The sequence below is a fragment of the Anaerobiospirillum sp. NML120448 genome, assembly GCF_023050945.1.
Lineage (GTDB): Bacteria > Pseudomonadota > Gammaproteobacteria > Enterobacterales > Succinivibrionaceae > Anaerobiospirillum.
This window is the reverse complement of the sequence record NZ_JALKIM010000006.1, coordinates 67,561-92,364: the sequence shown is the minus strand read 5'-3', so window position 1 is coordinate 92,364 and position 24,804 is coordinate 67,561. Positions and strand designations below refer to the sequence as shown.

18 protein-coding genes are annotated in these 24,804 nt (G+C 39.6%); 6 read left to right on the top strand and 12 right to left on the bottom strand.

What is annotated here, in order from left to right:
- Positions 1-153: 153 nt before the first annotated feature.
- Complete coding sequence (locus MXE38_RS02240) at positions 154-1,920, bottom strand: methyl-accepting chemotaxis protein (RefSeq protein WP_246910703.1); 1,767 nt, start codon at positions 1,918-1,920, stop codon at positions 154-156.
- Between the two features lie 423 nt (positions 1,921-2,343).
- Here MXE38_RS02240 and smpB point away from each other — a divergent pair, with 423 nt between their 5' ends.
- On the top strand, positions 2,344-2,820 hold the full coding sequence (gene smpB, locus MXE38_RS02235) for an SsrA-binding protein SmpB (protein WP_246910700.1): 477 nt from the start codon (positions 2,344-2,346) through the stop codon (positions 2,818-2,820).
- A gap of 88 nt (positions 2,821-2,908) precedes the next feature.
- Here smpB and secF read toward each other — a convergent pair whose 3' ends face one another.
- From secF to queA, 5 genes are all read right to left on the bottom strand, one after another.
- The gene (secF, locus tag MXE38_RS02230) at positions 2,909-3,853 is read right to left on the bottom strand and encodes a protein translocase subunit SecF (RefSeq protein ID WP_246910698.1); all 945 of its coding nucleotides are present in this window, start codon (positions 3,851-3,853) and stop codon (positions 2,909-2,911) included.
- 11 nt (positions 3,854-3,864) lie between these two features.
- Entirely contained in the window at positions 3,865-5,745 is a 1,881-nt protein-coding gene (gene secD / locus MXE38_RS02225; protein WP_246910695.1) for a protein translocase subunit SecD, read from the bottom strand.
- A 197-nt stretch (positions 5,746-5,942) separates the two neighbouring features.
- Positions 5,943-6,275 carry a preprotein translocase subunit YajC gene (gene yajC / locus MXE38_RS02220; RefSeq protein WP_246910693.1) on the bottom strand — a complete coding sequence of 111 codons (333 nt, stop codon included), beginning with the start codon at positions 6,273-6,275 and terminating at the stop codon, positions 5,943-5,945.
- 514 nt (positions 6,276-6,789) lie between these two features.
- Complete coding sequence (tgt, locus tag MXE38_RS02215; RefSeq protein ID WP_246910691.1) at positions 6,790-7,905, bottom strand: tRNA guanosine(34) transglycosylase Tgt; 1,116 nt, start codon at positions 7,903-7,905, stop codon at positions 6,790-6,792.
- A gap of 38 nt (positions 7,906-7,943) precedes the next feature.
- The gene (gene queA, locus MXE38_RS02210) at positions 7,944-9,044 is read right to left on the bottom strand and encodes a tRNA preQ1(34) S-adenosylmethionine ribosyltransferase-isomerase QueA (protein WP_246910709.1); all 1,101 of its coding nucleotides are present in this window, start codon (positions 9,042-9,044) and stop codon (positions 7,944-7,946) included.
- A gap of 805 nt (positions 9,045-9,849) precedes the next feature.
- Between queA and MXE38_RS02205 the strand changes: the two genes are divergently transcribed.
- Positions 9,850-11,388, top strand: coding sequence for a Re/Si-specific NAD(P)(+) transhydrogenase subunit alpha (locus MXE38_RS02205; protein ID WP_246910689.1), 1,539 nt, complete (start codon positions 9,850-9,852; stop codon positions 11,386-11,388).
- Positions 11,389-11,408: 20 nt separating this feature from the next.
- Positions 11,409-12,914: a Re/Si-specific NAD(P)(+) transhydrogenase subunit beta gene (gene pntB / locus MXE38_RS02200; RefSeq protein ID WP_246910687.1), complete on the top strand. Its 1,506-nt coding sequence runs from the start codon at positions 11,409-11,411 to the stop codon at positions 12,912-12,914.
- A 94-nt stretch (positions 12,915-13,008) separates the two neighbouring features.
- Here the strand turns inward: pntB and MXE38_RS02195 are convergent, their stop codons facing one another.
- The 4 genes from MXE38_RS02195 to cysZ form a co-directional block, all read right to left on the bottom strand.
- Positions 13,009-13,203 (bottom strand): hypothetical protein, encoded by a 195-nt coding sequence (locus MXE38_RS02195; protein WP_246910685.1) that lies wholly within the window; start codon positions 13,201-13,203, stop codon positions 13,009-13,011.
- 289 nt (positions 13,204-13,492) lie between these two features.
- Positions 13,493-14,029, bottom strand: coding sequence for a glucose PTS transporter subunit IIA (locus MXE38_RS02190; protein ID WP_246910682.1), 537 nt, complete (start codon positions 14,027-14,029; stop codon positions 13,493-13,495).
- A 152-nt stretch (positions 14,030-14,181) separates the two neighbouring features.
- On the bottom strand, positions 14,182-15,963 hold the full coding sequence (locus tag MXE38_RS02185) for a putative PEP-binding protein (RefSeq protein ID WP_246910679.1): 1,782 nt from the start codon (positions 15,961-15,963) through the stop codon (positions 14,182-14,184).
- Positions 15,964-16,062: 99 nt separating this feature from the next.
- Positions 16,063-16,851, bottom strand: a complete 789-nt coding sequence (cysZ, locus tag MXE38_RS02180; RefSeq protein WP_246910676.1) for a sulfate transporter CysZ — start codon at positions 16,849-16,851, stop codon at positions 16,063-16,065.
- 564 nt (positions 16,852-17,415) lie between these two features.
- Here cysZ and MXE38_RS02175 point away from each other — a divergent pair.
- The 3 genes from MXE38_RS02175 (at position 17,416) to MXE38_RS02165 (ending at position 22,066) form a co-directional block, all read left to right on the top strand.
- Positions 17,416-18,312 carry a cell division protein ZipA C-terminal FtsZ-binding domain-containing protein gene (locus MXE38_RS02175; RefSeq protein ID WP_246910674.1) on the top strand — a complete coding sequence of 299 codons (897 nt, stop codon included), beginning with the start codon at positions 17,416-17,418 and terminating at the stop codon, positions 18,310-18,312.
- Between the two features lie 254 nt (positions 18,313-18,566).
- Positions 18,567-20,732: an NAD-dependent DNA ligase LigA gene (gene ligA, locus MXE38_RS02170; RefSeq protein ID WP_246910673.1), complete on the top strand. Its 2,166-nt coding sequence runs from the start codon at positions 18,567-18,569 to the stop codon at positions 20,730-20,732.
- Between the two features lie 314 nt (positions 20,733-21,046).
- A complete protein-coding gene (locus tag MXE38_RS02165; RefSeq protein WP_246910671.1) occupies positions 21,047-22,066 on the top strand; it encodes a LysR family transcriptional regulator in 1,020 nt (339 codons plus the stop codon).
- A 58-nt stretch (positions 22,067-22,124) separates the two neighbouring features.
- Here MXE38_RS02165 and MXE38_RS02160 read toward each other — a convergent pair whose 3' ends face one another.
- Positions 22,125-23,225 carry a lytic transglycosylase domain-containing protein gene (locus tag MXE38_RS02160; protein WP_246910669.1) on the bottom strand — a complete coding sequence of 367 codons (1,101 nt, stop codon included), beginning with the start codon at positions 23,223-23,225 and terminating at the stop codon, positions 22,125-22,127.
- A 522-nt stretch (positions 23,226-23,747) separates the two neighbouring features.
- The gene (gene rnhA / locus MXE38_RS02155; RefSeq protein ID WP_246910667.1) at positions 23,748-24,212 is read right to left on the bottom strand and encodes a ribonuclease HI; all 465 of its coding nucleotides are present in this window, start codon (positions 24,210-24,212) and stop codon (positions 23,748-23,750) included.
- Positions 24,213-24,804 lie beyond the last annotated feature (592 nt).

Below are 24,804 nucleotides of genomic sequence, written 5' to 3'. Positions count from 1 at the left end.
TTTTTCAAGTCTTTATCCATAATTTTAGGTCGTCAAAACTTTTCCTAAAAATTATCGATTTCGAAAACATAAAATCCCATAAAATCAATGTTTTTAAACTTGATAATGTTCTCACGCGTAACTACTATAAGCCTTTGCTAAAGTTCGATAATACTACTTATCGCTAAGCTGGAATTTGCTAATCTCTTGAGATTGGTTAGTAGCTAAATTGTTAAGCTCATCCATATTGGTCTGTAACTCTGCCATTTGCTCATAGCTATCTTCAGCCAACTTAGAAATATGAGCAATAGATTGGTTAATTTCAGAGGCAGAACTGGTTTGTTGCTGACAAGACATTACAATTTGCTCTGACATGTCAGAAATGGTAGCAATAATACCCATAATCTCTTCAATGGAAGAATTGGCTCTGGAGCTTTGTTGTAGGGAATTACTCATTTGTCCCTCACAAGTAGCCATCACATCAACTGAATTGGTTACAGCATTTTCCAAAAGATTAATAGTATTACTTACTTCCTTAGTAGACTTGGCTGTTCTAATGGCCAAATCACGAATTTCATCAGCCACAATAGCAAAGCCACGGCCTGACTCGCCTGCACGAGCTGACTCAATGGTGGCATTTAAAGCTAATAAGTTGGTCTGATCTGCAATATCAGCAATAGTTTTCACAATAGCCTTAATTTGAGAGCTCATCATATGAATCTTATTAATAGCCTCAGATGAAGCTCTTAGGCGATCAGATAAAGTATGGGTAGTGGTAATATTGTCTTGCATGGTACGGCGACAAGTATCGGATGCTTCCTCAGCAGACTTAACCTCGTCTAAGGTAGATTTAGCAAATTCCGTTACCTTTTCAACAGCAATTTCCATCTCTGAGGTAGAGCTGGCTACGCTTTGAGCAGTATTTCTTTGTACAGAAATAGCCTCATTAGTAGCATTAATAGTACGTAAATTGGTATGCACCATATCATAGAGCTTTTCTATGTCATTTTTTACTACTGTTAAAGTACCATTAGTATTGGCTACTACGTGATCTACCAAACGGCCAATAGAGCCAATTTCATCTTGAGCTTTGAGCTCTACTTTATCTCTTAAATCACCCTGAGCCATAGACTGCAAGCGGCGTAGTAAAATGCCTGTATCTCTTCTTAAAGAGTGACGAATGGTGATATTAGTAAGAACAATAACGCACAGAGCAATACCCAAACCAATGAATAAGCAGTACTCAACATAGCGCATCATCTTATCGACTATAGCCTGATCTGCTAAATTACGATTATTTAAGTAAGTCACTAAATTACGTAATTGATAAAGAGCAGGCATGCTATATAAAGATGTCTGGTCATAAGCCAACTTCACAGCACGCTGACGATCAATGTGGTATACATTGGCAATAGTATTAGCACTTTGACTAAGCTGAGAAACTAAAGAACGAGCCTTATCATAATATTTGTTGTTAAGAGTGCTTTTTACAGTTTCATCACTAAGCTTGTTAATTTCTTCATTTAAGGCAGAAAGGTTTTTATCCATAGAACCTACTGCACTCTTCAGCTCGCTAATAGCTAAATTCTCATCTGAGTTTTTGACAAACAGCTGACGTATCGATTCTTCTACCGATAAAATATCATTGCCCACCAAATTAGAGGTTCTAACCACAGAACGCACACCTGAGCGATCGTGGCTACCATTAACTTGGTTAGTCATATAGACAACAACTAATGTTGCTAATAAGAATAAGAAAAAGGTTAAGCCTACGCACAAATAAAGGCGATGAATAATGGACATGCCGCCAAAATGAAAGCTAAATAAAGCTTTAAAGAAAGGCAAATGAGGTCGATCAAGATTTACTTGGGTCTTTGGGGTAGACTCATCATTTAAGTCAGATCCCTTATTTTGGTTTTCTTTATCTTTAATTGTACTCATAACAAAACCTTTTAGTCCGATCTTTAGACCCGCAATAAAATCAACGCCATGCGCCAATAGCTGAACTTAGGAAAGCTTGCTTACTAACAACTATAATAAGATGTAGTCCTTATCCTGCTTAATTTGGATCAACGTATATTAGCATTTTGACCAATGATATGTGACTTACATTAGGCTCAAATTTTCCTAAGCTTATCAGCTTATCGCAACAAAAAAATAAATCTTTAAGAAAAATATGGTAGATAAACAATAAAAGTGCAAAAAAGTGAAATATATAGAGGTTTTTTGTAGCTATCAGAATTTAAATTACAAAACTTTTGCTACAAGCCACTAAATGATATGATATCTTGGTTTTAGCTGTGTAATAAGATGTTGCTCAACATTACACTCTAAATTATTAATAGCTCTAAGAGACAAATCAAAATGGCAGCTAAGAAAAAGACTAGCGGCGGTTCAGAAATCGCTGTTAATCGTCGTGCGAAGCATGATTACTTTATCGAAGAGCGTTATGAGGCAGGCTTATCTTTACAAGGTTGGGAAGTTAAATCCTTGCGCTCTGGCAAGGCTAATATTTCTGAGGCCTATGTAATGGTAAAAGATGGCCAAATTCTTTTAATTGGTGCCACTATTAATCCTTTAAAGACCTCTTGTGCCTTTGTAGTATGTGATCCTACCAGAACACGTACCCTACTTATGAATCGCAAAGAGATCAATAAATTAATGGGCCAATCCCAACGTCAAGGCTACACTATTATGCCTTTACGTCTATATTGGAAGGGCTCTTGGGCTAAGCTTGAAATTGGTCTAGCTCGTGGTAAGCAAGAACATGACAAGCGAGATAGCCTCAAAGAGCGCCAATGGCAGCGTGAGAAAGCTCGCGTGATGAAAAAATCAGCCTAATCTTGTTTGCTATCCTTATAGCGCAAAAAAATCCCAAGATAGTTTATCTACCTTGGGATTTTTTATTGGAGCTAAGGAAGACTAGACCTTAGTCCATAGTCTCATATTCTTCTTCTTTACGCTCAACCTTCTTAGGGATTAAGTTCTTACGCTCAATCTTTAATAATAATGCCCAAGTAGAAGCCACATAAATAGAGGAAATAGTACCAAACACGATACCAATGGTTAAGGCTAAGGAGAAGCCAAAAATCATGTCACCGCCAAAGAATAAAAGGGCTAAAACAGTGATCATGGTGGTACCAGAGGTAATAATAGTACGGGAAAGAGTTTGAGTTAAAGAAACATCAAACAAGCGATCCATACTCATATCGTGAGGCAGACGGCTAGCATTTTCACGAATACGATCGAATACTACGATCTTATCGTTAAGTGAGTAACCGAGCACAGTAAGCACAGCAGCAAGTACAGTTAAGTCGTACTCAATCTGCCAGAAGCTAAAGCAGCCCATAACTACAATTACGTCATAAGCTAGCGAAATTACTGCACCTGTAGCCATTCTCCACTCAAAGCGGAAAGCGATATAAATCAAAATGGCTACTAAAGAAACTACGATAGCTACAATACCACTTTCAACTAATTCAGCACCAACTGAAGGGCCTACATACTCAGAACGAGTAATAGAAGATTGTGGATCGAGCTTGTAAGAAGCCTCTTGAATCTTAGTGGTTACAAATTGCTGATTTAAATCGTCCTTTGGAGCTACACGAATCATAACATCACGAGTAGAACCAAAGTGCTGAACTACACCCTCAATACCTTCTTGAGAATAAGCTTTACGAACCGTTTCAAGATCCATAGCTTTGGTGTAGTGAGTTTCAACCACAATACCGCCAGTAAAGTCTAAACCCCAGTTAAGACCTTTTACTACCATAGAGCCAATGGAGGCTATAACTAAGACTAAGCATAGTATCTCCACCAAGCCCTTGATTTTCATAAAAGGGATAACAGTTGTATCTTTAATAAACTGTAACATTATGTTCTCCCTTAAATGCTAAGCTTCTTAAGATTTGTCTTACCGCCCCAAACAATATTTACCACAGCACGACAAGCTGTTACAGAGGTAAACATAGAGGAAGCTAGACCAATCATTAATACTAAAGCAAAGCCTTTTACTGCACCTGTACCAACCATAAAGAGGATTAAGGCCGTAATAAAGGAGGTAATATTAGAGTCGGCAATGGTTGAGAACGCTCTATCATAGCCTTCATTAATAGCAACTTGTACCGATCGTCCTTGCCGCAATTCTTCACGAATACGTTCATAAATCAGTACGTTAGCATCCACAGCCATACCAATAGTCAGCACAATACCAGCCATACCTGGCAAGGTCATGGTAGCACCAGGAACCATAGACATTACGCCTACTACTAATACTAAGTTAAAGAGTAAAGCTAAGTTAGCTACTAGACCAAAGGCCTTATAGTAGATAACCATGAATACACCTAAGGCGGTAAAGCCGTAGAGCATAGCACGTAAGCTGTTATCGATGTTTTCTTGACCTAAAGAAGGACCGATAGTACGCTCTTCAACAATTTGAATAGGAGCAATCAAGGCACCAGCACGTAATAACAAGGCTAAATTATGAGCCTCACGAGCTGAGTCAATACCAGTAATACGGAAGTTAGAGCCTAAACGAGACTGAATAGTAGCCACGTTAATAACTTGCTCAACTTTCTTAAACTTTGGCTTATAACCTGGCTGACCAATCTTTGGAGCGTTAGGATCAGTATTCTCTACTACCTTAAACTCAATAAAGTTAGTAGCCATTGCCTTGCCAACATTATCTTTGGTGAACTCAGACATAATAGAGCCGCCACGAGCATCCAAAGAAATGTTTACTTGAGGACGACCATTTTCATCAGTTGATGAGGAGGCATCAACAATATGATCACCAGTTAAAATAACGCGCTTTTCTAAGATTACAGGATAGCCGTTCTTATCGTAGTGCAGTTCATCTCCTGGAGGAACTCTACCTTGCATAGCGGCATTAACATCAGCATTAGAATCTACTAAGCGGAACTCTAAAGTTGCAGTTGCACCTAAGATTTCCTTAGCACGAGCAGTATCTTGCACGCCAGGCAACTCAACTACTACACGCTCAGCACCCTGTCTTTGAATTAAAGGCTCAGCTACACCAAGCTCATTAACACGGTTACGTAAAATATTGATGTTTTGATCAACAGCAGAAGTTCTAATTTGGCTTAAACGAGCCTCAGTCATAGAAGCACGAACTAAATAAGAACCCTCACGCTCATAATTTTGGAATACAAAATCACGGTGATTCTTCTTTAATAAGTCGGCTGCAGCATCACGGCTTTGAGCATCTCTAAAGGAAATAACAACATCATTGCCCTCGGCACGAGCGCCTGAAAGACGGATATTGTTTTGACGAAGCTCATTACGAAGATCAGAAACTAATTGAGTTCTCATCTTCTTCATAGCCTCATCCATATCAACTTCCATTAAGAAGTGCACGCCACCACGAAGATCAAGACCTAACTTCAATGGATTCATGCCTAAAGAACGCATGAAAGCTGGAGTGGCTGGAGCCAAGTTTAAAGCAGTAATATAGCGATCACCCAAATAAGATTGCACCAAATCTTTGGCCATAATCTGGGTTTCAGTAGTATCAAAACGGATCAGAAGCTGTCCTTGCTCATCTAGCTCATAAACACCTTTAATGTTTTTGCTAGCAAGAAGATTCTCCACCTGAGTGGCAACTTCTTGAGAAACAGGGTTTCCATTTGTTCCTGTTACTTGCAAGGCTGGATCTTCACCATACAAATTCGGTATGGCGTAGAAGAAACCAATGGCAATAATGGCAAATACCATTAAGTTCTTCCACCAAGGAAATTTATTAATCACAATTCATCTCAAACAAGCTATAGTCAAGGCCCTAAAACCTTGATCATGTAAGCAAGCTACTCAAGCTTAAAGCACAGTAGCTATAGGCTCTGCCCTATAAGACTAAAGCTTATAGGGCACAGGCCCTTAGTCTTTATTACAAGACTAAGGTGCGATATTTTGTTTAAAAATTAAAACAAAACAGACACGCAAATCAATTACATGCTCTCAATGGTGCCCTTTGGTAAAACGGCAACGATGTAGTTACGCTTCATCTGAAGAACAACGTCCTTACCTACGCCAATCATAACGTAGTCCTTGTTCTCTGGGAGCTTTACAACCTTACCAGCGATACCACCATTGGTTAAAACCTCATCGCCAACAGCTAAGCCGTCTAAAAGGTTTTGCATCTCCTTGCGCTTCTTATTGTTTGGACGCATAACAAAGAAATATACAGCGACCATACAGACCACAAGGATAATGAGCATACTCATATCACCGCCTGGAGCTGGAGCACCTTCGGCAGCATGAGCAACTGAAATGATGTTCATGATGTTACCTATGACAAAAAGTGAATTATTGAATAAAAAAAGCCTTAAGGATAAGAGTAAAGCTAACTAAACTACATATCTTAACCAGCATAGACTGACACCTCCTACAGGCAAGCCTGAAGGGTTCTCTTTGCCAAAAGTTAACTAATTCTTGTCAAGAGAACTTCTTTCTTTGATCACTTAATTAGTGAGCCAAAGAACAACTTTCTTATTATCGAAAGTCTTTAAGTGAGCGATGTCCTACTCACTTAAATATTATTATGTAAAAAATATCAGGACTTGATTATATAGTCACGCACATTTTTGATAAATATGCGCTTTTTAAATTATTATGCTAACCAAAACAAATAAAGTAATAAGCTATCTATTTTAATTAAGCCTAACAGCTAATCAAGACCTATTAATCATACGAGATAATGCTTTGCTATTTCTTAGTATAAACATAGCACGTTATGCTAGCTGGATAGACTGCTATGCATAGCATGCCTATCCAGCAGAGCAAACAAAACAAGCACTAAAAGCGAGGTGGTAGACCTTGTGCTTTGTAGTAGTCGATAGCAAATTGCTCTAAAGTACCATTAGAAATAGCCTGACGAATATCAGCCATAAATTTCTCATAGTAATGGAGATTATGAATGGTATTTAAATGTGCACCTAAAATCTCATTACACTTATCTAAGTGATGTAAATAAGCCTTAGAGAAGTTACGGCAGGTATAGCAATCGCAATTTGGATCCAATGGAGAGGTATCCATCTTATATTTGGCATTACGGATCTTTACTACACCTTGGGAAGTAAATAAATGACCATTGCGAGCATTACGTGAAGGCATTACGCAATCAAACATATCAACGCCATTTAATACACCCTCTAAAATATCCTCAGGACGGCCAACGCCCATTAAATAACGAGGCTTTTCATCAGGCATAATAGGAGCGATGTGTGCTAAGGACTTGTACATAACATCCTTTGGCTCACCTACAGCTAAGCCACCAATGGCATAACCATGAAAACCAATATCAGTTAAGCCTTTTAATGAGGCCTCACGTAAACCCTTATCAGTACCACCTTGAATAATGCCAAACAAGGCATTTTTATTGCCCAGGCGCTCAAACTCATCTTTACAACGACGAGCCCAGCGTAAAGACAACTCCATAGCCTCTCGCATACGCTTATGATCAGCAGGCAACTCAATGCACTCATCAAATTGCATCACAATATCAGAGCCTAGATCATATTGAACCTGCATGGAAACTTCAGGAGATAAGAAGAGCTTAGAGCCATTGATAGGATGCTGGAACTTAACACCCTCTTCAGTAACCTTTCTAAGGCCAGCTAAGGAGAATACTTGGAAACCACCAGAGTCAGTTAAAATTGGCTTATCCCAACGCATAAAATCATGCAAATCACCATGAGCCTTAATAACCTCAGTACCTGGACGTAACCATAAGTGAAAGGTATTACCTAATAAAATGTCGGCACCTAACTCACTAACCTGCTCAGGACGAATACCTTTAACAGTACCTAAAGTACCTACAGGCATAAAGGCAGGAGTACGAACAATACCACGAGCAAAATGAAGTTCACCACGACGGGCTTTGCCATCACGGGCTAAAATCTTAAATTCCATGCAAAATCAAATCTTGGTTAATAAATATTAATAAAAACTTACTCATTAAGAGCTGATGGTGGCAGATCAATTTCTTTAGTGCGCTTTTGAATAAACATACAATCGCCATAACTAAAGAACTTATAACCTTGATCTACAGCGTGCTTATAAGCATCAAGGGTATTTTTATAACCAGCAAAAGCACAAACCAACATAATTAAAGTTGATTCAGGCAAGTGGAAGTTAGTAATAAGAGCATCCACTACTTGATACTTATAGCCTGGGTAAATAAAGATGGAGGTATCATCATAAAAAGGAGCAATCTCCTGAGTAAGCCCCATCTTTTTAGCATTGGTAGCAGCACTTTCTAAAGAACGTACCGCAGTAGTGCCTACGGCAATCACTCGTCCCCCTCTTTGGTGAGTAGCAATTACTTTATCTGCTACCTCTTGGGACAATTGCACATATTCACTGTGCATATGGTGATTTAGGATGTCGTCCTCACGCACAGGCTGGAAAGTACCAGCACCTACGTGCAGGGTGACAAAAGCCATATCCACGCCATAAGCTTTAAGATCTTCAAGCTGAGCATTATCAAAATGTAAACCTGCTGTAGGAGCAGCTACGGCACCTGGAGCTCGAGAGTAAACAGTCTGGTAACGATCACGATCTACATTCTCATCTGGTCTTTCAATATAAGGAGGTAACGGGATATGACCAATATCATTAAGAATGGATAAGATCTCATGCCCATCAGTACTTTCAATATGGAACAGCGCACCTTGACGGCCTAATACCTTAATAGTGTATTTGTGTGGGTTTTGCTCATCACCTACTAAAATAGTAGACATAGCCTTAGGTGACTTAGAGGCTTTAATATGACTAAGGGCTTGAGTAGGACTTAAGATACGCTCAATTAAAAACTCACATTTGCCACCAGTATCTTTTTGGCCATAAATACGAGCAGGAATAACCTTAGTATCATTAAAGACTAAGAGATCACCAGGCTTTAAATACTGCTTTAAATCGATAAAAATCTTATCTTCTAAAGCTCCACTATTGCCATCCAAACACAACATGCGACAAGCGGTACGCTCTGGTGAAGGGAAGTTAGCAATGAGCTCATGAGGTAAATCAAAATTAAAATCACTACGTAACAAAGATGACACCCTTTTTTTAACTTAAGTAAGTCTTTTTCAGCTATCTAACTGATTAGCTCTTAGACTTAAAGCACTTAAGCTCCTTGCCACACCAAGAGCACAAGAGTCCAAAAACATCTTGCAAACTCTTAAGAGCTTAAAATCAACAAAATTAGCTATTTTAGCATGATTGACTGCGTTCCATGGCTCATAATTTAAGCTTTTTTCACTGCCAAGTTTCAGCTAAGAGCACTAATTTGGAGTTAAATTTCATAATTTAAATATTAAGATTTTGCCAAGGTAAAATTTGCCCCACCTTTAACAGATATAAAAGCTGACCTTATATTGCTCTTTCCTAGTTTTATCAGATTTTCATTACGAAAGTACCATTTGGTTTAATTTATTAAAGATAGTTAATAAATATGTTTAATTAATATAAAACATACTGAATAGCTGATAAATAAAGGCTTTATTAGGATTTTGCTAAGTAAAAGCTCACTATTTTCTAGACACAATAAAAACAAAAGTGAATTTTTACTTTATCGTCATTTTGCACCTACCATACACCCAATAAAACGCCATATTTATCAGCTTTTAACCAAAATAACATGTTGAGCTATGAGTGCTTAAAATCAAGATTATCAATAAAAGGTCTTTTGCTATTTTGTGTGCTTGCTCTAAAAGTACAGTTAAAAATGTTGATACTTGCTTAAGTAAGTTGCATTATGTCAGGATTAATCCTCTTGCCAGATACAAAAATACTCATTGTTGCAGAGTCATTGACTGTGGTGAGAAATAAGTAAATTTTATTTAACAGGAAAAAGCCATGCTGATAGGTATTCCAAAAGAGAGCTTGAAAGGCGAAACAAGAGTGGCCGCCACTCCTGATACCGTAACCAAGCTCATCAAGTTGGGCTTTGAGGTTGCAATTCAAGCAAACGCAGGTGCCGACGCCAGCTTTGATGACGCTGCATATAGCGCAGCTGGTGCTAAGGTTTTACGTGGTCGTGAAATTTGGCAAAGCGACATTATTTTCAAGGTTAACGCTCCTACTGATGACGAAATCAAGTTATTAAAGGAAGGCCAAACCTTAGTAAGCTTCATTCGCCCAGCTCAAAACCCTGAACTCGTTGAGAAACTTAATGCTAAGAAGGTCAATGTTCTTGCTATGGACATGGTACCTCGTATCTCTCGTGCTCAGGCATTAGACGCATTATCCTCAACTGCCAATATTTCTGGTTATCGTGCTGTTATTGAAGCTGCCCACAACTTCGGTCGCTTCTTTACTGGCCAGGTAACTGCCGCAGGTAAGGTTCCACCAGCTAAGGTATTAGTTATCGGTGCTGGCGTAGCTGGTCTTGCTGCTATTGGTGCTGCTCACTCCTTAGGTGCTATTGTTCGTGCTTTCGATACTCGTTTAGAAGTAGCCGATCAAATTAAGTCCATGGGCGGTGAGTTCTTAAAGCTTAACTTCGCTAACGAAGATGGCGGTTCATCCGACGGTTACGCTAAGGTAATGTCTGATGAGTTCATCAAGGCTGAGATGGAGTTATTCGCAGCTCAGGCTAAGGATGTAGACATCATCATTACTACCGCTGCTATTCCAGGTAAGGCTGCTCCACGCTTAATCTCCAAGGAGATGGTTGAGAGCATGAAGCCAGGCTCAGTTATTGTTGACTTAGCTGCCGCTACTGGTGGTAACTGTGAGTTAACTGTAGAGGGCAAGGTAACTACTACCGAGAACGGCGTAAAGATCATTGGTTACTCTGATTTAGCTTGCCGCTTACCAGCTCAGTCTTCACAGCTTTACTCAACTAACTTAGTAAACTTAGTTAAGATCTTATCTCCAAACAAGGATGGCAACATCAACATCGACTTTGAAGATGTGATCTTACGTAATATGTCTGTTACTAAGGATGGTGAGATTACCTTCCCACCTCCAAAGATCAGCGTTTCTGCAGCTCCTGCAGCTCCTGCTGCTGAGGCTCCAGTACAAAAGGTTGAGCAACGCCAAATTTCTCCACGCTTCAAGGCTTCTTTAGTAGGTCTCTTGATTGTGGCTTTTGCTTTAATTGGTATTTACGCTCCAGAAAAGTTCTTACCACACTTCACTGTATTCGTACTTTCATGTGTAGTAGGTTACTACGTAGTTTGGAACGTAACTCATTCCTTACATACACCTCTAATGGCTGTTACTAACGCTATTTCAGGTATTATCGTTGTTGGTGCCTTGCTCCAGATCAGCTCTGGCAGCATCATTATTGGCGCACTTGCCTTTATCGGTGTGCTCATTGCTTCCATCAACATCTTTGGTGGCTTCGCCGTAACACGTCGTATGCTATCCATGTTCAAGAAACAGCAGTAAGGATCAGGAGATATTAAGAAATGGTAGCAGGTCCTATACATATGGCCTATATTTTGGCCGCACTGCTCTTTATCATGGCCTTAGCAGGCCTTTCTAAGCAAGAAACTGCTAAGTACGGCTGCTTATCTGGTATGGTTGGTATGGCTATCGCCTTAGTTGCCACCTTTGCCCAGGTAGACAGTGCAACTGGTTTCTTACTTATCATTTTAGCAATGGGCTTAGGCGCAGGTATTGGTATCTACGTAGCACGTCGTGTTGTTATGACTCAGATGCCAGAGCTTATCGCCTTCATGCACTCTTTCGTAGGTTTAGCTGCTGTATTAGTAGGCTTTAACTCTTACTTAGAGCTTGGCGCTGTTGCTCCAGACACTGTAACTATCCCACTTGACGCTTCTCAAGCTACTATCGTTGCTTTAATGGATGCTGCTGCTCAGGCTGCTGCAACCATGGGTGGCGAGCACGCTATGAGCGCTGGTGAGTTAAACACCCACTTAATTGAGATCTTCTTAGGTATCTTCATTGGTGCAGTTACCTTCACTGGTTCTATTGTTGCTTACGGTAAGCTCAACGGCTCCTACAAGTTAGCAATCTTTAAGTCTGCTCCTTTAATGTTACCAGGTGGCCACTTCTTAAATTTAGGCGCTATTATTATTTCCGTAGCGCTCTTAATTTGGTTCATGGCTGCTGATGTACCTCCAGTACTTCCATTAATCTTAATGACCTTAATCGCATTTGCCTTTGGTATCCACTTAGTGGCTGCTATCGGTGGTGCTGATATGCCAGTTGTTATCTCCATGCTCAACTCCTACTCTGGTTGGGCTGCAGCTGCCTCTGGCTTCATGCTCTCTAACGACCTCTTAATCGTTACTGGTGCATTAGTAGGTTCTTCTGGTGCTATTCTTTCTTACATCATGTGTAAGGCAATGAACCGCTCCTTCATCTCTGTTATCGCTGGTGGCTTCGGCAACGAAGGCGCTGCTGCTTCTGGTGATGAGGAAGTTGGTGAGTACCACGAGCTTAAGGCTAACGAAGTTGCTGAGTTATTAAAGAACTCTTCTTCTGTTATCATCGCTCCAGGCTATGGTATGGCTGTATCTCAAGCCCAGCAAGCTGTTGCTCAGTTAACTGAGAAGTTACAAGAGCGTGGCATTAATGTACGCTTTGCTATTCACCCAGTAGCAGGCCGTTTACCAGGTCACATGAACGTATTATTAGCTGAGGCTAAGGTTCCTTACGATATCGTATTTGAAATGGACGAAATCAATGACGACTTCGAGAATACTGATACCGTATTAGTTATCGGCGCTAACGATACCGTTAACCCAGCTGCTTTAGAGAATCCAAACAGCCCAATCGCTGGTATGCCAGTATTAGAGGTTTGGAAGGCTCGCAACGTTGTCGTATTCAAGCGTTCTATGAATGCTGGTTACGCAGGCGTTCAAAACCCATTATTCTTCAAGGACAATTCTTTCATGCTCTTCGGTGATGCAAAGAAGACCGTTGAAGATATCGTAGCTAACATCTAATAGCGCAAGCTTAACGATGTGATCCCAACTTGTTGGGACGATAAAAAAGAGGGCTAGCTTAAAAAAGCTAGCCCCTTTTTTTAGTTCGTATCACTTAAAATTTGATTGAGCGTATTGATTTTTTCAATGCCATCCTCTCGGCTTCCAACTCTGCATTACGCTGCTCTAACTCTCTTATTTTTGCCTCAATCTCAAGATCCGTTAACTTAGAGTACTTGTTAGCTGCTCTTTTTCTTTTGGTTTGGGCATCACTATTATCAATTTTTTTCTTTTGCTTAGTATCACTCATAATTTCAAGCACTAAAGTTCCCCCTATCCCCTATCCCATAGCTCTTGCCATCGCCACGCAATGCTCCTTGCCATCGCAATGAAATTCCTCAGCTATCGCTATAAAGTGGCTCTTGCCATAGCCACGCAATGACCCTTACCATCGCTATGAATGTTCCTTGGGATAGAAAACAGGAGTTATTGCTATACGCTTTGGGCTTACCCCATATAAGGACAGTCCAAAACTTAAGCCCCATAGGAATGGGGCTTAGGTTGGAATTGCGGTATATTTTGGTACTATGCCGCTGCTACTATTTTTTTAAGCTGATCCATAAGACTGGAGTATGACCTGCTAGGCATTTACCCGAGGCATTAGTCACGCGCTCTAAATCAATTGAGCTCTTGATAACTATCATGGAGGTAATGGTTGATTTTAAGCGGTTAGAGAGCAAGCGTGGGTCAGTAATAATAATAGGATCACCCTTTTTTACTTCATCGCCTAAATTAACCTTGGTAACAAAGCCTTCGCCTTTAAGCTCCATAGACTCGACACCAAATGTTACATAAACTTCTAAGCCCTCAGCCATACGGACAGCAAAAGCATTTTTAGTAGGTAAAAGTCGAGAAATAACACCATCACAAGGAGCGACTATAGTTTCACTCTCAGGTACGACAGCAACACCCTCACCCATTACCTTTTCTGAAATTACAATGTCTGGAACCTCCTCTAAAGGCAACAAGGTACCTGAAACAGGAGCAAACAAAGAAAAATCAGCTTGGATATTGTCTACAGGGGTTTCACTAGCAGATACGCTAGCTCGCTTAAATAACTGAGATAAAAATCCCATAATAGCTCTCCTAAACCTGCATAAAACACTAAACTCATAGTAATAATTTACCATACTACTATTGACTACCATTTTAAGCCTAGAGCGCTAACTTTAGCAAAGAATAAGAACAAGAAAAAAGCCTAGAGAGCTTACCCTCTAGGCCTTGTTTTTTACAATGAAAACTTATCATTAAACAATTGCTGTAAATCTCGAGCTGACGCTATATCCATAATTTGTTGATATAAAGACAAATCAAAATGAGGCTCAAGTCCACGATCATAAAGCCTTTGCAGCTCTTTTCTTACTTTAGATAAAGAGGCTGCATCGGTTGTGATATAGCTAACACCTAAAGATAAGTAAAAAGGCAATAGCTCAGTACGCATAGCAAAGCGACCTGCCAAGCCAACAGTAACGCCCTCATCATGGGCACCTTTACAGGCAATAGCAATCATTTTTGAAAGGGCTGGGGTAAAGTAATCCTCAGGTGGTCTAGGAGCAGCTGCATACTCAGCTAAAGAGCTAGTACCAATTAAGAACATATCACCATATGCCGCAAAGGCACGAGCTGAGAGCACGGCAGCAGGTGTTTCAATCATTAAAGCAACTTTAGCCTCTCCCATAGAAGCGCCTTCGTGTTGTAACTCTTGTTTAACCTGATCGAGCAATTCATTTAAAGCTTTAGCTTCACTAATACGAGTAATTAAAGGGAAGACTATACAAATCTCACGGCCTTGAGAAGCAAGCAATAAAGCACGTAGCTCATTTTTTAATAAACGAGAACCTACCTGAGCACCGTATTTTCTAAGTGGGCCTACCTCATCCATATCTAAGGTAAATAATGGGCGCTTATCTCCTGCAAAATCAAAAGTGCGAGCAGTAAGCGGAGCATTCTTAGGTATTTTGTCAAAAATAGACCTAAAGGCAGTTACCATCTCATCAACACTAGGCTCGTGATGCAGATTTAAGAACAAAAACTCTGAGCGCAATAAGCCTAAACCGTGGTTAAAATAACGAGCTAAACGATCAACCTCACCTATAGCACCCATAGAGCCTGCTACAGTTACGCCAATATTAGAGCACTCATCATCACCATCATCGTCGTCGGCAAATAAATCTTGTTGTGCAATTAAGGCTTTAGCAGTATCTACAGGGGGTTCGACCAAAATAGAGCCACGATTAGCATCAACTAAAACATGCTCACCATTTCTAATGGTCAGTGCCCCTTTAACCCCATAAATGGCAGGAATACACAAGTCTCTAAGCACAGTACTTAAGTGACTAGATGCTTGTCCGCCCTCTAAAATAACAGCCCTGACCAGCTCTGTATGCAAAGATAAAAATCTAGCAGGACTAAGATCACTGGCAATAATTACGCTTGGCTCATTAAGGCGAGGCATATCAGAGGTTAATTCTTTTTTAGAGCCAATAGTACTAATAAAGTCACGCATTAAAGATTGGAGTTCTTTAGCACCTAATTGCATTTCCCAATCATTTTCATAATCCTCACGGGAGCGCTGATCCAAAGCCCCACCAGAGGTTAAATTATCAACAGTGTCTTTATAGTTTGAGTCTTGATTAGTAGTGCCAGGCTCATAAACTTGAGCGCTTTGAGTAAAGCGCTTGATTTTAGGAATTAAGATACTTTGTGCTGCATCTAAAGCGGTATGGCCCTCATAAATGAGCTTATCAATATCTTTAATATTGTTAGCATTGGTAATGTATGAAGCCACAGCACCAAAGAGATCTCTTACCTTATCAGGTACAGTACCCGAGGCAGCATTGTTGAGCTTGTTGGCAAATTCTCGGCTAGCTTGACGGTACTTAATACTCTCTTCGCTAGCGCTAAAAGAGGCTACTACGTCTACTACATCCTCCTCATTACCATGACTAATAACAAAGGCGCGGCCTTCGCTCACACCCTCTGACACAGTAACTCCTGACATGGTATACATTTTATTAGCCCCTTTTAAGTCAGCCTTAGACCAAACTTACGGCCCAAATAATTAAACTTATTTGAGCCGTATAATTTCTTTTCAGTAAATCGCAATATGCTACTGACGTAAAGCACCATCTAAAGTGTAGCGCTTTTCCATTTCTACATAATACTTAGTACCAGCACAAACAGCTGCTGGAGGAATAAGAAGATTTAATAATGGAATAGTCATAGCTAATGAGATTATAGCGCCCATTGAGAATGTAGCTAAACGTTGTTGTGAAAGATCGTGACGCATTTGGGCAAAAGAAATTTTATGGTTGTCATAAGCGTAGTCCACATATTGAACTGACATCATCCAGGCAGCTAATAAGAACCAACAAATAGGAGCAACAATATTCACTACAGGAATAAAGGAAATGATGAGACAAACTAATACTCGTGGCAAGTAAAAGCCCATTTTTTGAAGCTCACGCTTAATAATACGTGGTACATCTTTAACTATATCAGCAAAAGAATCACCATTATCCAAAGCAACACTATTACCTCTAATCAAGCCTTCTGCTTTTTCAGCTAGAAGTCCATAAAAAGGTGAAGCAATAATGGTAGCAATGGTAGAAAAGATGTAGCAAAAGACAAAGCCCACTGATGCTAATAGCAAAACGTAAATCACATAGCTTAAAAAGCTTAACCACTGAGGCAACATGTCTAAATAATTTTGTAGCATGCCATAGATAGTTTGAAACATTAAGTAACCACCTAAAATCAAGACTACAAAATTGATTACTATTGGAATAATGACAAATAAACGGCACTCTTTAGACAAGGCTAAATTTAAGCCCGATCCTAAATAGCCAAAGACACTAAATGGTGAAATTGTTTGATTTACGCTATCTTTTATCATCATTAACTCCTAGGTGATAAGCCTTATTAGCATAAGTAATCATTATGGCCTTAATCTTATACTATATAGTTTAGCTACAACTTAGTTTACTAAAAAAAGTAAAATTAATTCTCAAGCCCCCCTACCAGGCACCACCTAGCATCACCTGACACCGCCAGGCTCTGCCAGGTGCTGTCAGGCTGTGTCAGGCGCTGCCTTGCTTTGCCAGGCTGCTCCTAACTATACCCCTAAGCGCTGCAGAGCATTTGCTGCGCAGGCATGGCTACTAGCTTGCCCATTGCCCCTTGCCATTTTGCACTTTGCCCTGGGGTGCCCTGTTGTTAGGCATCTTATACAAGATTGATCGCCAGCTTTAAAATAAGAACTGGCAATAGCATATAGACTTAAGTAGTAATTGTCTTTGCTGACCTAAGTATTTGCTCATTGTATAATGAGATAATAATCGCTAAATTAAGCGCAATCTTATGCTTTTATATTATTGCCTGCCAAGTAATATCCGTTCTTTATAAGGTTGCATGTCTATGCAGAATATACTTGGTAAGTATTCTAATTTCCCTGAGGTGGCTGATGTCTGCTTTTACCGATCCTAGTTCTATCGTTTTAATTGTCGGTGCAATCTGCATCTTCATCTTTATTATTCATGGCTTATGGTTTTCAGGTAAGCCAAAAAATCGCAAACTACAAAAAGATAACGCTCGTGATCAAGAAATTAGCAAGTCATCACATGTAGGCAAAGTGCGTATTGTTACCAGTGAGCTTAGTGACCATGATGATCTTGAGGATAATATTGAAATATCGGTAGGCAAGATTAATAAATCTACTCCAAGTTCTAACTCTTATACTAACAATACCCGTCATATGTCTTTACCTGAGGGCTTTGATGACAGCTACGAGCAATTACAAAACTCTGCTGCTGTGAGCGTTAATCATAAGCCTCGCAACACCAATGATGCCGCTATGGGTGTAGAAGAGGTAGCTTATGATGGCTCTCAATACAATAATTCAGAGCCTGTTCAAAATGTTGAGCCTCGTAATGTATATGAGTTAATTGTTTCTGCCGCTCCAGGCCATCCTTACTTAGGTGAGGATATTGAGGATATTTGCAATCAAAAAGGCTTTATTCAGGGCTTTATTAAGGATAATCTCAAGATTTATTTTGTGTATGAAAATTCTAATACTAAAGAAAACGAAGTATTTAGAATTTGCTCTATGGAAGCACCTTATTACTTCCCAGAGAATATGAAAGATTTCCAAACCTCAGCCATTGCTCTTTACATGACCTTACCTGAAAAAGGTAAAGCTTATGCTTATTTCAAGGCCTTGCGTATGGCTACTGAAATCTTTATTGATCAATTAGGTGGACAAATCCAAGACCAGCATCGTAATCCACTAAGCTCAGAGCAATTAGATATGATTGCTGCTGAATTACAGCATTATGATGGCGGTTTAAATACCATTCACTAATTTTATCAGCGCTATCTAAGGCCCAAGGCCAGGGCTTTAGCCCAGGCCCTGGCCAAGGCCAAGACTTTGGTCTGGCCTGCCATTGGCATGGCTACAAGCCAGGGGCTGGGGCCTAGGCGTAATGCTTATGGGTTATTTTTCTAAAGCACTATCACAGTGCTTTTTTTATATTACTCGACATAGTGCAGCTGCCTTGTAGGGTTGGCTTGATTTAGCTATGTTGTAAGATTAATCATTTTTGCGGATGTAATGTTATGAGTGATCTTTTTGCTTCACTTGCTCAACAGCCAGATGATCTAAGTTACGAACACTATCGTGAGTTAATTGATACTTTAAATCGTTACGCTCGAGCCTATTATGTACTTGATAATCCTATCGTTCCTGATGTTGAGTATGATCGCTTATACCGTGAGTTAGAGGCCATTGAGCTCTATAGTGAGTTTAAAGATGCCGACTCCCCTACCAGACGTGTAGGTGACGCTATCAATACTAGTTTTGCCCCTGTAGCCCATAAAGTGCCCCTAATGAGCCTGGGCGATATTTTTGATGACGAGGAGCTAGTTGACTTTAATAAGCGCATGTTAGAGGCCACTGGTAGCGAAGTTGAATATTGTGCCGAGCCTAAGCTTGATGGCTTAGCTATTTCTTTAATTTATGAAAAAGGCGTTTTAGTTAAAGCCGCAACTCGTGGTGATGGCACTACTGGTGAAGATATTACCGCCAATGCTAAAACCATTAAGGCCATTCCTCTTACCTTACATGTCATGAAAGATGACATGGTCCATATGATTGATGCCTCTTTTGCCGCTCAGTCCATTCCTGACTATTTGGATGTTAGAGGCGAGGTTTTCATGCCTCGTGATGGCTTTAAAAAATGGAATGAAGAGGCTAAGGCTAAGGGACAGAAAGTATTTGCCAATCCACGTAATGCAGCAGCTGGCTCTTTACGACAACAAGACTCTCGCATTACCGCACTTCGTCCTTTAACCTTTAATGCCTACTATATTGGCCAATGTGATTTTGAGAACGATAGTGATCATTTACCTGATAGCCAATATGGACGTTTGCAATTTCTCAAGAGCTTAGGCTTGCCAGTTAATGAGCATATTAAGGTAGTTAAAGGCATTAGCGGCCTAAGATCCTTCTATGAAAGCTTAGGAGCCTTACGTCCTAGCTTAAACTATGATATTGATGGTACTGTGCTTAAGGTTAATGATATAGCTACCCAAGAGGAGCTAGGATTTACCGCTAAAGCACCACGCTGGGCTATTGCTTATAAGTTTCCTCCTGAGGAGGCCATGACTAAGCTCTTAAATGTTGATTTTCAGGTAGGACGTACGGGCAAAATCACCCCAGTAGCCCGCCTACAGCCTGTTTATGTAGGTGGTACTACTATTTCTAACTGTACCTTACACAATGAAGAAGAGCTTAAGCGTCTTGATATTAAAGTAGGCGATACTGTCATTGTTCGTCGTGCAGGTGATGTAATTCCTCAAATCTCAGGCGTGGTTAAAGAAAAGCGTGATGGCAGCGAACAAGAAGTAGTCTTCCCTAAAGTTTGCCCAGAGTGTGGCTCAGCTTTAGAAAGAGAAGATGGCGAGGTGGCCTATCGTTGTACAGGCGGACTAGTGTGTCCAAAACAACAATGCCAAGCTATTGAGCACTATGTAGAGCGTGCCGCTATGGACATTGATGGCCTGGGTGAGCGTATTGTTGAGGCTATGGTTAGCAGCCAAATGATTCACAATATTGCTGATTTATACAGCTTATCAGAAGAAACTTTATCTAAGCTCATCATTGATACTACCAATGAAAAAGAAGAAGAGGGTAAGGTACGCCTCTTAGGTAAAGTAGTAGCTAAAAAGATTATTGCCAATATCGATAAGTCACGTCAGCGTCCTTTAAATCGCTTCATTTATGCTTTAGGTATTCGCGATGTAGGTGCCACTACTGCTAAGATTTTAGCTGCTAACTTCAAAACAATTGATGAGCTGATGCAGGCCTCTTTTGAAAAGCTCACCTCGATTAACAACATTGGTGGAGTAGCTGCTACTCATATTATTGATTTCTTCAAAGAAGAACATAATAGAACAGTAATTGAGCGCCTCTTAACTGAAGCTAAACTTGATCTGCAAGCTTGTGAGCAAGTATCTGAGATGTCTGAGGATACTAAGCCATTCTTAGGCAAAACTTTTGTTTTAACTGGTACTTTAAGCACTTTAAAAAGAGATCAAGCAAAAGAGCTTTTAGAGGGGCTAGGAGCAAAAGTTTCTGGCTCAGTATCCAAAAAGACTTATGCTGTTGTAGCGGGCACCGAGGCAGGTTCCAAGCTTACCAAAGCCCAAGAACTAGGCATTCAAGTCTATAGTGAAGCTGAGTTTATTGAGCTTTTAGGACAGTACAACATTACTCTTAGCTAATAAGAACCTCTTACCCCCTAGCCCTAGCCATGTGCCTACTAGGCCCATGGCCTAGTGCTCGGGCCTAGCCAAGGCCATGGCCAGGGCCAGCTCTCAGGCCTTGGCCAGGGGCTGGGCCTGAGCCTGGGTTCTAGAGCAAGCCTTAGGGCTTGTGCTTTAGGCTTGCCTTATCATGCCTATTGATGGCTATGTATAGAGGGGTATTTTTTATCTAAGTTGATCACAAATATCAGAAACACTCTACTAGATAGATAGGCTGTGTGTTAACTTAGCTTTACAGTCTTACACAAGCTTCAGAGAACAATGTCATTATTATGCAGATTCAGCAATTACGCTACTTTATTACCTTAGTTGAAAAGCATAGCTTTACCGAAGCTGCTAGTGAGTGCTTTATTACTCAATCAGCACTGTCGCAACAAATTAAAGCTCTTGAAAAAGAGCTAGAGGTAACCTTACTCAATAGAAATGGCCGCACTTTTACTATTAGTCCTGCTGGCAGGTTACTTTATGAGCGCTCTTTATCCTTAGTCAAAGAAATTGATGATTTATCCAAACAAGTACAAAGGGTTTATCACAATTTAGGCTCTACTTTAAGACTGGGCCTACTAAGCTCTATGGATAATAAAGAATTGCCTGAAAAGCTTAAAGAACAAGTATTAAATCGTACTGGTTATGATCTAAGTATTCTCTACGGCAGTCATGATGAGCTTTATGAGCTTTTTGGTACAGGTTGCCTTAATGCTTTTATCTCTTATGAAAATAGACTTAATGCCACTGAATCTTTTAGCAAGACTAGGCTGTTTGCTACTAAGGTGTATGCCGAAATTCCTAAGAGTATAGAAATACCTTCTTATAGTTATAGCAAACTAAAAATTGATGTTGAGGAGCTTAGTAAGTTTAAATTGATCTTAGTGTGTGAAGAGGAGCATTTGCTTGAAGAGCAACAATACTTAGCCACACTGTTCAACCAAAACAACCTCAACTGTCAAACTACTACCAATATTCAAGACGGTCGTAAGTTGATACTGCAACAACCTAATAGTGCCTTAATTGTTGATCGCTCCTTATTAAGAGGTGATTTAAGCACTCACAATAAGCTCTTTAGATATGAAGTTATCAGTCAGGGCAAGGCTATTAAGAGACCATTAAGCTGCTTTGCTCGTAAGAATTTTAGCCAAGAAGAGCTCATGGAACTGTGCACTATCATTATGGAATTAGGTCAGAAAAAGGCCTCTTTAGAACAAGCTAAAGACGATCTCATTTCTTATCAAGACTCTAGCGATAAGCTCAATGATAAAGAGCTAAGCTACCACAAACACCATATTCCACTGTAAAAAACTAAAAAAGCTCCCTAATTTTCATTAGAGAGCTTTTTTTCTAAACTTTTTTTCTTTAAAGCTTAACCTGGTAAGTTTCGATATGGGCAGTAGCTAAATCGAAATTGTTAGGATCAATGCTCTTTAAACCAATAGCTCGCTCAAAACGTAAAGCATTCTCCATTGGTACTAATAAACCATGAGGCTTGGAGCTATTTAAAGAATCAGTTAAATAACCAGCATTTAAGTGCTTTAAGGTCTTAAGGTCGACACCTGCAAGCTTGGCAGCCTCACTCATGGAGTTAACACGACCCTTAGTAGGAATGCGCTTAAAAGCAACACGATTATCTACCGCAGGATGCTCAACACCGAAAGCTTCTGGGTGCTGTAAAATAGCGGCATAAGCCTTAAAACGCTTTAAATAAGTACGAGCAGTACGGCTTAAAGCAACAGTTTGAGCATTAATATTCTTAACACCGCCTGCCTTAGCACGACGAATTAACTTCTTAACACCAAATTCACCCTGATTATAACCAACTAAGGCTAACTCCCAGTCTTTACCTAAAGCATTATATAAATGCTCTAAATAAGTTAATGAGGCCTCGGTAGAAGCTACAAAGTCATAAAACTCATCATACTGGTCGGTTACTGATAAGCCAAAGCTTTTACCAGTTTGACGGGTGAATTGCCAAGGGCCATGAGCATTAGCATGGGAACGAGCACGAGTCTTAAAGCCGCTTTCTACTAAAGGAACAGCAGCTAATTCAGCAGGTAAGTTACGCTCTTTTAACTCAGTTAATAAATAGTGCATAAATACCTTGCCACGCTCCATATGAGATTCAAAGGAACGTGCTAATAGCTTAGCTTCTTTTTGCTCTTCTTTATTAAGCTTAATATTGAGCTTAAAACGCTTCTCATTGAAGAGATCACTATTCCATAAAGAACCATAATTCTTATTAGGATTGTAATAGAGATCTTCAATGGCTAGCTTTACCTTGGAGCTATCATGAGTCTTACTATCAAGAACAGCATTGCCAATAGGGCCAGAGGCTAAGTTCTTATTCTCAGTGACTGATTCACTAGAACAGCCTACTAACAAAGATAAAACTAAAAATGAGCTAAGTAAAACAGTAAAGGTCTTCTTAATCATTCCATATTCGCTTGGCATAAATGCCATTTGTTAAACACGCTAGAGCCTCTTTTTTACCATCAGGAAAAAAGGCTAAAACAGAGCACTATCTGCTTAAAAGTTCGATAACCTAAGCTAAATTATTCATTGAGGTGCTGCTGTTGTAAGTTAGCTATGTTTAAACTGACCTGTAGCGTACCTAAGTGACCACTTTTAGGGCAGTTGCCTATAAGAAAAATAAATTCTTACAGTTACGAAACTTTTTTACCAACCCCTTATCTAAATGAAAGGTATAAGTTTATTTCGTAATTTCGTAATAAGCTAACCTTAGTGGCTCTAGTTAATTTCACCTCTGCTTGGCGGCATATAGACGTAAATTAGCTAGAGCGAAAAATCTTTGACCCTCATTGTTAGCCTGTATTCACAGGATAAGCTTAGATAGGGCAAAAAACTTTCATTTGTCCAGAAATCTATCTTGTGCAAGTGATCCTAACTTGCATATTCATTACTACAACACATATGGCGTATCTTATACGCAATCAAAAATATGAGACTAGCAGTAGTTGAGTATCAAGGTTGAGTGTCTTCGTTACGCAAAGCTCCATATTTACCTGAAGCAGCGTTACGAGCTAACTCATCACAGCGCTCATTTTCTTGATGACCACTATGACCTTTAACCCAATGCCATTTGATGTCATGAACAGAGCATAATTTATCTAAGCTCTTCCATAAGTCAGCATTTTTCACAGGCTCTTTACTCTTTGTGACCCAGCCGTTTTTCTTCCAGAGTGCAATCCATGACTCAATGCCATTTTTTACATATTTACTATCAGTAGTAATATGTAACAGGCAAGGCTCTAAAAGACATTGTAAGGCGCTAATCACAGCCATGAGTTCCATACGATTGTTAGTCGTATGTTGATAGCCTTGAGACAACTCCTTAGTATATTGCTTGTATTTTAGGACGACACCATAGCCACCAGGGCCAGGATTGCCTAAACAAGAACCATCTGTATAAACGAATACTTCTTTCACAAGCACTCCAAGACAAATAATTAATCCAGTTGTTAATAGTTAAGCTGTGTATGTGTCTCACAGCAAGTCTCTCAGTAATATTGTTTGGAGCTCTACTAACTTAATGGCCTACTATTAAATTTTTAAACCTTAAGCTAATGTTGCTAAAGAGCACGGTAATTATATCAAAACCATATTAAATATGAGCAAAACCAGCTAATTTAACATGAATCTTTTGCAACTATAAATCCTAGCAAAAGCCTTTATACAAGCCATTTTATCATATAAAAATCTTGTATACCAGTAATATCTATAATATGATAGCAAATACCGATTTTATGCTATTTTTACGCTTTTCTGATACCGCAAATTATGAGATCTAGCTCTCAATTATTTAGCGATTATCATAAAATTAATATTGATAAATAATATCTCAATAATCAGATTGGCTTATTTATGGGATTCTTATTAGCATTCAATTGTTAGTAAATCGCAATTTAAAGGCACTTTTACCATTACTAGTATACAAGTGTAATTATTTGCAAAGCCCGTAATAATAGCTATCTCAATTTATTTAATGTTTTACTTAAATAGCTTTAATAAATACCTTGGC